Annotated in this window: 4 protein-coding genes; all 4 read right to left on the reverse strand. The window is 36.8% G+C overall.

Going from position 1 to position 11891, the window contains the following annotated elements; genetic code table 11:
• Nucleotides 1–23: 23 nt before the first annotated feature.
• The 4 genes from GON26_RS02445 to GON26_RS02460 all read right to left on the reverse strand — a co-directional run bounded on the left by GON26_RS02445 (nucleotide 24) and on the right by GON26_RS02460 (nucleotide 11891).
• Complete coding sequence (locus tag GON26_RS02445) at nucleotides 24–5528, reverse strand: glycosyl hydrolase family 18 protein (RefSeq protein ID WP_160373121.1); 5505 nt, start codon at nucleotides 5526–5528, stop codon at nucleotides 24–26.
• A gap of 515 nt (nucleotides 5529–6043) precedes the next feature.
• Nucleotides 6044–8110: a beta-N-acetylhexosaminidase gene (locus GON26_RS02450; protein ID WP_160373122.1), complete on the reverse strand. Its 2067-nt coding sequence runs from the start codon at nucleotides 8108–8110 to the stop codon at nucleotides 6044–6046.
• 161 nt (nucleotides 8111–8271) lie between these two features.
• The gene (nagB, locus tag GON26_RS02455) at nucleotides 8272–10209 is read right to left on the reverse strand and encodes a glucosamine-6-phosphate deaminase (RefSeq protein WP_160373123.1); all 1938 of its coding nucleotides are present in this window, start codon (nucleotides 10207–10209) and stop codon (nucleotides 8272–8274) included.
• A 113-nt stretch (nucleotides 10210–10322) separates the two neighbouring features.
• Nucleotides 10323–11891 carry a RagB/SusD family nutrient uptake outer membrane protein gene (locus GON26_RS02460; RefSeq protein WP_160373124.1) on the reverse strand — a complete coding sequence of 523 codons (1569 nt, stop codon included), beginning with the start codon at nucleotides 11889–11891 and terminating at the stop codon, nucleotides 10323–10325.

The raw sequence follows: 11891 nt of genomic DNA on the forward strand, positions 1-11891 counted from the left end.
TATTTCTGTTTCATTGTTTTATTCTAGTTTAAAAAGTTAATTACTTTGAATGACTTTTTGTTTCCAAGACTATCCGTAACGACTACTATAAACAATTGTTTTGTTGAGAAACTTTGGTTTTGCAGTAGCACTTCTTTATTGTTTTGGATATTTCTATAACTTACTAAAGACTGACCAACGGTGTTATAAACGTCAACCTGAGCAATGTTTTCAGTGTCATTTGTAACAGATAAGGCATTGTTTTTAAAGTAAGCTACGGTACTGCTCTTAATCTCAATTTTATCAAGAGATAATGTTTTACCAGCCGCCTGTGATGCAAAATAAGCTGCATAGGCATTAGATAATTCGGATGAATTACCACAAGAAGATGCGTCCCAGTTTACAGACCAGGTCATTAAACCTCTTAAAGAAGGATAGGGTCCGCCTGGCTGCATCGTGTATGTTCTTCCTGAAAAAGTGGTTCCGGTTCTTAAATAATGCATCGCACTAATTCCTTCTGCCGGCGTTAAATAACCGCTACCTGCTGCACTTGGACAAGCTGGTAATGCAATAAGAACTTTTGAAGGCGGTAAACCATCAAAACGCATTCCTGTTGTGCCAATGTTATACCCTTTTATAATCATATCGGTCAGGGCTGTTACCATGTTTGCTTTCTTAGCAGAACCATAATATTGACCATCTAATCCGTTTTCTCCTCCTGTATTATACAATTGTACCGCTAACAAATCTAATTCGTTACGCAAGTTTTGAATGATTGGCAGGAAGGAACCAAAAGTATCCGTATAGGTAGAATATCCTCCTTGTACGTATTGTGTTTCCGGAGCTGCAGTTAATAAAAATCCAGGGCCATAGTGCGCTTTTAATTCTTTGAAAGCATCTACTACGTTTTTTAATCTTGGATAAGCAGAAATTCCTGTATAAGAAATATCTCTTAAACCTCCTGCGCTAAAATTCATCGATCCGCCTTCAAAATCTATATCGACTCCATCAAATTGATACTCGTCAATAATTGCTTTTAGACCATTAACAAAAATATTTTTTTGAGCTACATTCTCTAAAACAACATGCCCATTTTGACCTCCGATAGAGACAATAACAGGAACACCGCTATCTCTTAAAGATTTTATATCGTTTTTCAACAATTGCTTATCGAAAACACCATTGGTCAGATATCTGTTGTCATTTGTAGTTAATACTGGTGTATAACCATCACGATTAACGGTTTCTACGAAAGAATAATCAACTACGTTAAACTTACTTCCGATCATTTGAGAAAAATATAAAAATGGTGCACCTGCATTTTCCCAAGAATGTGCGTACCCTAAAATAATTCTAGATGGAAGCGGAATGAATCTATTAGTGCCCACCTGAGCAATTTTAATGGTATTGTTTAATGTGGTTACAGCAGCTATATTATCGGTTGCTTTGATTACAACTGGATAATCCTGATAAGCAGATGGCGTAAAATTATACGTATAAGTACCATTTGTACCTGCAGTCATATTAAATGTACCTCCATTTATTGTAATAGTAACACCTGAAACCGATCCGTCAGTATCAACAGCTGTAACTGAAATTGGCACAGCCTGGAAAGAATTCTGATATACAGTAGTATTTGATGGTGAATTCCAAGTAATTACAGGCAATGAATTTGGGCAGTTTGAACCTGAACAATTTAATGTAAAACTATAAGTTTTTGAATCTGTTGTTCCGTTTGATGCAGTAGCCGTAACGGTTAACGTATGAGGAAGTGAAAACTGATTTGCTGCTGGTGTCCAAATAGAGATATAAGTTCCCGAAGAATTGGTAGCACTCAGGCTTTGTCCGTCTAAACTAAATACAACAGATGAGATTATAGTGGCATCAGCAGCACTTAATCCAACACTTGCAACAAAATTAATTGCTGATCCTAAATTTATAGCAATCGCCGAAGCTGTTGGCGCTGTAATAGCCACCACTGGCTTAGTCACAACCACCGCTTGTGTATTAAAATTATAAACTTGTGGAGATGTTGGCACCGCAAAGTTTGTCAAATTATTTGGAAAATAGGCAATTTCACCATTTTCCCAACTATTCAATTTCAAACTTGTAATAGTAGTATATCCAGCCAAAACCGAATTGTTATACGTAAAATTACCCGATGCATCTGTTAACGCAATAATGCTGGCATAACCATGTGTATTGTCTGTCCAAGGTAAAATTAATTCTACTTTGGCACCAGCTACAGGAGTTGAACCATTTTTTACGCTTCCGCTAATGAGGTTTCCGCTAACGATATTTTGTGTAAAGTTTAAAGTTTTATTAGAACTAATAGCCGAATACACTGTAGAAGCCGGACTGAAAGTTACTCCTGTTTTAGCAGCAGTTACAATATAATCTGACCCTGCAACTAAATTAGCAACCGTATAATTACCACTAGCATCTGAAGTGGCTGTAAGCGTAGTAGTTCCTGAAACTGCAGAAACTGTAACGCCTGCTACTGCAACACTACCGTTTTTAGTAGTTCCGCTTACGGTGTAATATACCGGAGAAACTACCTGTACAAAATTCAAAGTCTGATTTGCAGCAATGGCGTTGTAAACTGTTGAAGCCGGTGTGAAGCTCAAACCTGTTTTAGCAGCTGTTACCGTATAATTTGAACCTCCTACCACATTTGCAATACTGTAATTACCGCTTGCATCTGATGTTGCTGTAAGCGTAGTTGATCCTGAAACCGCTGAAACTGTAACTCCTGCTACTGCAGTTGCACCGTTTTTAGTAGTTCCGCTAATTATGTAATAAACTGGTGTTACTACTTGTGTAAAGTTTAATGTTTTATTTTCGGCAATGGCAGTATAAACTGTTGAAGCCGGAGTAAAACTCAAACCTGTTTTAGCAGCTGTAACGGTATAATTCTGTCCCGCAGCTAAATTAGCCAATGTGTAATTTCCGCTTGCGTCAGAAGTTGCCGTTAGTGTCGTACCACCAGAAACAGCTGAAATTGTCGCGCCTGAAACTGCTGTCGCTCCGTTTTTAACACTTCCGGTTACGGTATAAAATACTGGTGTTACTACACTTGTATTAAAATCATAAACCGTTGCTGTTGCAGGAACAGGGAAGTTCGCCAGATTAGATGGTAAATATGTTACTTCGCCATTTTCCCATGTATTCAATTTTAAACTTGAAATAGTCGTATAGCCATCTAAAATTGCATTATCAAAACTATATTTTCCCTGAGCATTTGTTATTGCCAATACGCTTTTGTACCCATGCGTACTATCTGTCCAAGGTAAAATCAATTCGACTTTTGCACCGGAAACCGGGGTAGTTCCGTTTTTAACGGTTCCGCTAATTTTATTGGTACCAATAACAATTACGTCCTGAGTAAAGTTTAATGTTTTATTGGCTGTCAAATTTGTATAAACCGTAGAAGCCGGTGTATAAGTCTGACCTGTTAGTGCTGCTGTAACCGTATAAGTTCCACCTGATGGTAAACTAACCGAATAAGCACCAGCAGCATTTGATGTCGCAGTAAACGTTCCTCCTGTTGAAGAAGCTGTTACCGTAACGCCTGAAACCGGAGTAGTATTGTTTAAAACTGATCCGCTAACGGTATAATAAACAATTGGAGGACTTTGCGTAAAGTTTAACGTTTTGTTCGAACTTATGGCATTGTAAACCGTTGAAATCGGTGCATAAGAGAACCCTGATTTTGCAGCCGTAACCGTAAAATTAAGTCCAGCTGTTAAACCTGCAACACTATACACTCCGCTTGCGTTTGAAACCGCCGTTAGAACTGTTGTTCCTGCAGTCGCTGTAACGGTAACACCTGAAACTGGCGTTGTTCCGTCAAGAATTGTTCCGCTTACGGTATATGTTGGCTGAGTTCCCTGAATCGTAACTCCAGTTTGATTTACCGTTACGTTAGTCAAATTTACCGGAGTAAAAGTATAAGTTGCTTTTAAAGCGGTAAGTGAATAATTTTGTCCAGAAGGCAAATTATTAAAAGTAAAATTACCCGCAGTTGAAACTATAGTAGTCAAAACAGTATTGCTGGCGTCTCTTAATTCTACTGTAACATGCGGAACTAAAACTGTTCCGTTTTTTACTGAACCAGCAATGCTTACGCTTCCAGGAACAGCACTCCCAAAAGAAGTATCTACCTGATTAATCAAAGCATTCGGTACAGCACCTCTGGTATCCTGAGACAACTCCCAAATCATTCCACCAGCAAGGTTTCTAGATTTAATGTATTGTACTTTCAAGTCCATTGATTGTTTATCCTCGTAAGAGATAAACTGTTTTAGGGTTGCATTGTATAAATAAGGAACTTTAGTTGTATTATCAAAATAACGAACCCATCCTGCAGCAGCTGCCGTAGGAGTTACTAACATAGTAGTTGGATCTAAATAATGATGCGGATTCGTAACAGGACCGCCTACTAAATCGCAGATTTCGATACTTCCAGATTTTTCGCAAGCAGCCGGTCCATCCCAGGTTCCTGTTGGATTTTGTGGATTGGTGCAGCCTGAAACTATATATCTTGGAGCAGCAACAAATAATCCTGGTAAATTTGGATTGGTTCCGTTATTAGCAACATTATCGAATTTTTTTCCGTAGAAAGGCAATCCCATGATTAATTTATTGGCAGGAAAACCAACAACGTTTAAAAACTGATTCGTCAGTTCATCAAGTGATTCTGATTGTGTAGCTCCGTATAATGGATCATTTGTATTTCCACTTGCATACAGAGGAGCATTGTAGCATGTTTTATCATACCAGTTTCCTCCCAAATCGTATCCGAAATAGGTGATATAATCGCAATAAGTCGAAATGTCTTCTGTCATTCCGTATTGCGATCGGTTGTTTGGTCCTAAATATTGCGAACCGACTTTGCGAACATTGTTTCCGGCAGCAATGGTAACTAATTTATTCGGCATTGCCTGACGCATTGCTTTCAATAAATACACTAAGTTTTTGTTGTCGTCCGGGCTGTACTTTTGCGGAGGAATTGGTGATCCGTTGATTACTTCGGTACCGTCTGTACCTCCAGAAAGAGGATATTCCCAGTCAATGTCAAATCCGTCAATAAAAGGATAAGTTGTAATGAAGTTTGCCATATCTGCAGCCAATGCGGCTCTTGCCACAGGACTTGCGGCAATTGGAGAAAGATCCTGACCTTTAGTCCATCCTCCAACAGAAATTAAGATTTTCAAATGTGGATATTTTTCCTTTAACTTTTTCAAATCATAAAAGTTTCCTTTTACAGGAGCATCCCACGGAATTCCACCTTCCATATGCTCAAAATCAGCATACGAATCTAAACATAATAACTTTGTATTCTCCGGATGGGCAGGATCAAACGTTGTCCCATAAAAAGAATAATTCAAATGCGTCAATTTACTCCCGTCTATTTTCGGAACGTTAAAGTCCCGGGCATAGATCGACCATTGCGCATAGTACCCCACTACTTTTTTACCGTGAGCTGGTTGAGCTAACGCGAGTAAGGGAAACAATAACAAAAAAAGCAATCTGTAATAATGTTTCATAATTAATTAGTAATTGGTTAATAGAAAAAAAATAATCCAATCTTCTCAGATTACATTCGGATAAATCCGATCATAAAACAAAAAAATCAGGGTTCAATCGATTGAAAAATCTAAAAAAGTCACAATCGACTGGGTTTATTTATTCGTATTACATTTATAAATAAAATTCCCGGTTTTACTGCTCATCAGTAAATAAGGTGATTTGTATTTATACGCTATTTTAAAAATTAGTATTAAACATATTGGGCAAATCAGCAGACTTACCTCTTAAAAATACTTTACTTATTTGTCATGTTTCTTCTAGCTATTTGGTTTTAGGTGTTAATAATTTTTTTTTATGTTTCGGTGGTTTTTGTTTTTATATTTCGATGGTCAAAAAAGATGTTTTTAATTAAATTTTGCCATAATCTCTACTAGAGATTTCTAGTAGAGATAAGGATTACACTCTAAAATAATCATGGCAACTAAACTTACTTACTAAACACTAATTCAAACCAAACTTATTATTCAATTTATTATATTAATTTTTTAAGACTTGCATAAACTGCTAACTCCACATCAGCGTGTTCTTTTGTATTACACTGTTCTATCAGATTCTTTAAATCCTCTGTTTTTAAAGTTGATTTATTATCTAAAACAAGTAACAATTCCTGAGAAGCGTCATTTAATTTTTTAGACAGTGGTAAAATGGGCTGAACCAAAGGAGCGTTTGCACTCAATTCGATTAATCCTTTATTTACCGCAATCCATTTATTAAAAAAGGCCGCTACTTTTGTTTTATTTTCAGTTGTTTTATTCGTTAGGTATTGTTTAACCGCCTCATCAAAAGCCAAGGCATCTTTAGCATCCGGCGTACAGGCATCTGCAAAAAGTGTCAACGGAGAATACATCTGATATTCCGTTCCACCTTTATTACGGGTATATCCTTTAAGAGGCTCACAAACATTAGAAAATTCATTAATTGATTTTATGTTTTGATTGTTTGCAATGTTTCTTAGAATCACAGCCCTGTTACGAATGTGTGTCAGACCCAATTCTTCTAATCTAAAAGAAACCACATCCAGACGTCTGCGCATACTTGCCAAATCTGTAATGTTTTCGGCTGACCAAAGTCTTTCTGCAATAGCCGCTGTTCTTGGCCAAAGTCTTGAATCTACTGTTGATGATGATACAAGTTCTGTCCACATAGTCGCTTCACCTCCAAGAATTCTTGCTTTTTCTTCAGTAGTCAGTTCTGTACCTTTAGGCATTGGGTCGTTTAGGTAATGGCTTTCAACCGGATACATCAAATCGATATAATAGCCGTTAGACAAAACTGTTTTGTAGCCTTTTTTTACTGCTTCAACTAATGATTGTCCCGGAGCAACTCCTTCATTTGGTCCTCTCCACGAATGAATAATTGCTTCTTTCGACATGTTTTTAGTCAAAATTTCTTCCCAACCCATCAATTGTTTTCCGTGTTTTTTAAGCATCGGAACTAATTGCATGGTAAAATACGTCTGCAATTCATGATTGGTTGCCAGTTTATGTTTCTTTTTGAACTCCTGAATTTTAGGGTTCGCATCCCAGTCTTTCCCTTCGTTTTCATCTCCTCCGATATGAAAATAAGCACCCGGAAACAGAGGACAAACCTCATCAAAAATTTCGCTTAATAATTGGTATGTTTTAGGATTTGAAGGATCTAATGTTGGCGAAAAAATACCAGCATTTCTTTCAATTCCATAGGTCGCAATTGCGGTGCCTTGAATATTTTTTTCAGAAGTTCCCCCAGTAAGTGTAATTACTTTACTTCCAATTTCAGGGTAAGCCGTTAATATAGAGGATCCGTGACCCGGAACATCAATTTCAGGAACAACTAAAATACCGCGCTCATCAGCATATTTTACAATATTTTTAATTTCTTCCTGTGTATAATACAATCCGTCAGATGCTAATTCTATCAGTTTAGGATGTTTCTTCATCTCGATTCTCCATCCCTGATCATCCACTAAATGCCAGTGAAAAACATTCATTTTCATTGCGGCCAACGCATCTATGTTTCTTTTAATAACATCTATAGGCTGAAAATGTCTGGATACATCAATCATTAAACCTCTCCAGGTAAATCTTGGAAAGTCTGAAATTTGGGCTGTAGGAAAATAAAATGAACTATTATTATTTTGCAGCATTTGCAATAACGTTTCAAGACCATGTAATGCTCCTAAATCGCTGGTTGCATTTATTGTAATTTGATTTTGTTTAATATCCAAATGATAACTTTCATCTTCATACAAACCAATTTTGCCGCTTTTCTCACAGTTTATTTGCAACGAAGCAGCCGGAAATTCATTTAGTTTTGTAATAAATCCCTGTTCGAAAAACAATCCGGTTCTACCATCCAGTCTGCGTAAAAAACGAGTTACTCCTCCAAATATTCTTGAATTAGGGTTACCGGTAATGTTTACTTTAAAGGTTTTATCCAAAGTAAAATTTCCGTCATTTAAAACAACATTCTGAGGCCAGGGCATAAGATTTAGCTGCTCTTTCTGAATCTGAGCAGTAGAGGTCAAACCGGCGAATAGTAAAACTAGTAAGTATTTCATTTTATTGAATTTGAAAAAGATGTTACCATAGCAACATTATTAAATAGATAAAAGAAACAAAACCCAGAGTGATCGCTATTGAACCTCACTAATCGCTATGAAATCAATCTGAATTTTGTTATTAGATTCGCTCCCAAAACGAATCCTAAAAAAGGTACTCTTTAATAATCAAAACGTTTAAAGGCTTCGATTGCTTCGTATTCTGCCAACCCTAATTCATCATATAAAATGGCAGTGTTTTTATTACGATCTTCAGCCCTAACCCAAAACTCTCTCGAATCGTTACCCTGAAACATCACCCTGTCTTTTTGAGACTGGTGGTATAAAATGGCATGACGTTTTAATAATACTTCAGACGGACTAAGGGGTACCGCCATATCAATTTCGTGAATATCCCATTCGTGCCAGGCACCTCTGTACAGCCATAACCAGCAATCGTCCATGTATTTTTGCGGCTTCAATTCCTTCATGGCAGCAAAAATAGCATTCAGACATACCTCATGTGTACCGTGCGGATCAGCAAGATCACCTGCCGCAAATACCTGATGCGGTTTTATTTTGGCAATGATATCCTTAACGATAGCAATATCGTCCGGACCTAGCGGGTTTTTCTTCACCTGTCCTGTTTCGTAAAACGGAAGATCTAAGAAATGTGTGTTTTCATCTTTTAAACCAATGTATCTTGTGGCTGCGTAAGACTCTCTTCGTCTGATCAGTCCTTTTAATTTTCGAACTTCTAAAGAATCTATCTGGTTTTCAGATTTGTTGTTCAGAAACTCTATAACCGATTTAAAGTTTATTTGTGCAGCAGCATCGCCAATAAAATCTTTACCAACTTCAGCAAATTTTAAAGCTTCATCATCAGTAACTGCAATATTTCCAGAGGTTTGATATACTACGTGTACATCATGTCCTTGTTTTATCAATTTTGAAAAAGTACCTCCCATTGATATTACGTCATCATCTGGGTGCGGACTAAAAAGAATGACTCTTTTTTGAGACGGATTGGCTCTTTCCGGACGATGAGAATCATCAGTATTTGGTTTTCCACCAGGCCATCCTGTAATAGTATGCTGCAATACGTTGAACATATTAATATTCAAATCATAAGCAGAACCTTCCTGTGCCAATAGATCCGACATCCCGTTATTGTTATAATCACGGTCTGTTAGTTTTAATATAGACTGTTTTGTTTTTTGGCATAACCAAACAATCGCTTTGCTTTTTAATTCATGATTCCAGATACACTCTCCTACCAACCAAGGCGTTTTGAAACGCGTTAATTCAGAAGCAGCAGACTGATCTAAAACGAAAGTGGCATTTGAATGATTTTGTAAAAATGTAGCCGGAACTTCAGAACTAATATCACCCTGAATCGTTCTTTTGATGATATCGGCTTTGTTTTGTCCCCAAGCCATTAATACAATTCTTTTTGATCGCATGATGGTAGAAACTCCCATGGTAATGGCTCTTTTAGGAACATTATCAATACCATTAAAATCAGATGAGGCATCTACTCTTGTTATGTGATCCAGTGTAATAATACGGGTACCTGAATTGATGTGTGATCCCGGTTCGTTGAAACCTACGTGACCTGTACGACCAATTCCTAATAATTGAAAATCAAGACCTCCTGCGTTTTTAATATTCATTTCGTAGTCAATGCAATACTGATTTAGTTCATCAATAGCGATTGTACCATCCGGAATATTAACATTATCAGGATTAATATCAATATGATTAAAAAGATGCTGGTGCATGAAATAGTGATAACTCTGGTTATTCTCTTTATTCATCGGATAATATTCATCCAGATTAAAAGTGATAACGTTGCTAAAACTTAAACCCTCTTCTCTGTGCATTCTAACCAATTCCTCATATACTTTAATAGGAGAAGAACCTGTTGCTAAACCTAGTACACAAGATTTTCCTTTTTCTTGTTTAGATCTAATTAACTGAGCGATTTCCTGCGCCACAATTACTGAAGCCTCTGCCGAATTTTTGAAGATTTCGTTGTGTATTTTTTCGAATCTTGTTTCTTCAAATTTTCCTGCACTTTTATAGCTAATATCAGGTTTTATTTCTAAAGCACTTTTCATTTGTTTCTTTTTATAGTAATTACCACATTGGTTTTAGAAATGGCATAAGTAATTTGCATTACTTATACCATTTACTAACCAAACTTATATTCTCTTTTTTTTTTTACTTTTTCTTAGAAGTTTGCTTTGTTAACATCCCACCAAAGTCTGGTAGCTCCGTTATCTGGTCCTCCTAATACTGCAACACCAGACTCAACTCCTTTAGGGTTGTTTGCTACTTCATTAGCAGAGAAAGGCAATCTTCTAACTCCTAATTCAGTGCTGATTACACCACCACTTTTGTTGTTTGTGATTCTGAATAATTTTGGATATCCGGTTCTTCTGAACTCAGACCATGCTTCCTGTCCATCAGGATAAGTAGCAATCCATTTTTGAGTAATAATTTTTTCAAGGTTAACCTCTTTGTCAGTTCCCCAAGCAACCGTAACTTTACTTACAGCAGCAGCATTGTTAGCAGCGTTTATAGGATCAACATAGTTTTTAGGCATTTTAGTGTTATCAGCTAAATAAGCATCAGCACCTGCTACACCATTTTGTTCAAATGAAGCTTTAATACCAGACTCATATAAACTTTGTGCAGTTCCGCCCATGTTCCATCCTCTTAATGCTCCTTCAGCTCTTAAGAAATAAACCTCAGCTGTTGACATCCAGGTAACTTCTCCAGTTTTTGTTCTGTCACCTGTTTGCGAAAATGCAGCATAAGTAGATGGTGTTGGATATACAATACCTGTTCTAACTCCTTTTATTTCACCTGGAACAATTGTAGAAGGATTCCAGTATTTAGCTAAACGCGGGTCGCCATAACCTCCTAAGATAGATTCCATATCAGCTCCCATGAACAATCCTCCCCAAGCATGGCTCATTACATCAATTACATTCAAATCTAATGGAGATTTGATTTTCATAACATCTGCATTTGTACTAAGCACACCATAAGTCTGGTTAACTGCTTTTTCAGCTTCTGTTTTAGCTAAAGAAGGATTAACTTTAGAAACACGCATTGCCAGTCTTAAACGTAAAGAGTTTGCATATTTAACCCATTGAGAATAACTACCAGCACAAGAAGACTGATCTGTTTGAGTAAATTTAGACTCCTCTTTTGCAGCAATTCTCGCACTCAAATCTGTAACAGCAAAGTCTAGATCTTTAAACATTTGTGTGTAGATTTCTTCCTGAGAATCATAAGTAGCTAAACCTTCAGCTCCAAATTTAGAATATACAGCTGGTCCGTACATATCTGTAATTCTTTGCATGGTAGCAACTTTGATAATCAAAGACCAGGCATAAAACTGATCGTATTTACCCTCAGCTCTTTGCTTAACTTTATGAAGATTTGCAATAATATTTACATAAGCATCATCCCAGGCATATCCATTCCAACCCGCATTTAATGCGTAGTTATGATTGTTTACCCCTCCAAATTCATTTGGAGTCGTCATATATCCTGACCAGCCATCTGCCTGCAAACTTTGTTGCAATTGATATTGCCAGGTAACATCAGAAATATACAATCTTGTAAATGCAGGCTTAATTAAACTTTTAATGTTATTAAAATTTTGTTCTAAATCAGCTGTAGTTGCCCCAACCTGATTTTGATTTAACTCCTCGAAATTATCTGTACAACTTACAGCTGCAAGTAAAGAGAAGCAAATTGCTGTTCTTTTTATTTTATTTAGTGTCAT

It is taken from the genome of Flavobacterium hydrocarbonoxydans, from assembly GCF_009789235.1.
GTDB lineage: Bacteria > Bacteroidota > Bacteroidia > Flavobacteriales > Flavobacteriaceae > Flavobacterium > Flavobacterium hydrocarbonoxydans.

Excerpts from the sequence above, each read along its gene's own strand:
- GON26_RS02445 (WP_160373121.1), bottom strand. The coding sequence starts at position 5,528 with ATGAAACATTATTACAGATTGCTTTTTTTGTTATTGTTTCCCTTACTC.
- GON26_RS02450 (WP_160373122.1), bottom strand. The coding sequence starts at position 8,110 with ATGAAATACTTACTAGTTTTACTATTCGCCGGTTTGACCTCTACTGCT.
- nagB (WP_160373123.1), bottom strand. The coding sequence starts at position 10,209 with ATGAAAAGTGCTTTAGAAATAAAACCTGATATTAGCTATAAAAGTGCA.
- GON26_RS02460 (WP_160373124.1), bottom strand. The coding sequence starts at position 11,891 with ATGACACTAAATAAAATAAAAAGAACAGCAATTTGCTTCTCTTTACTT.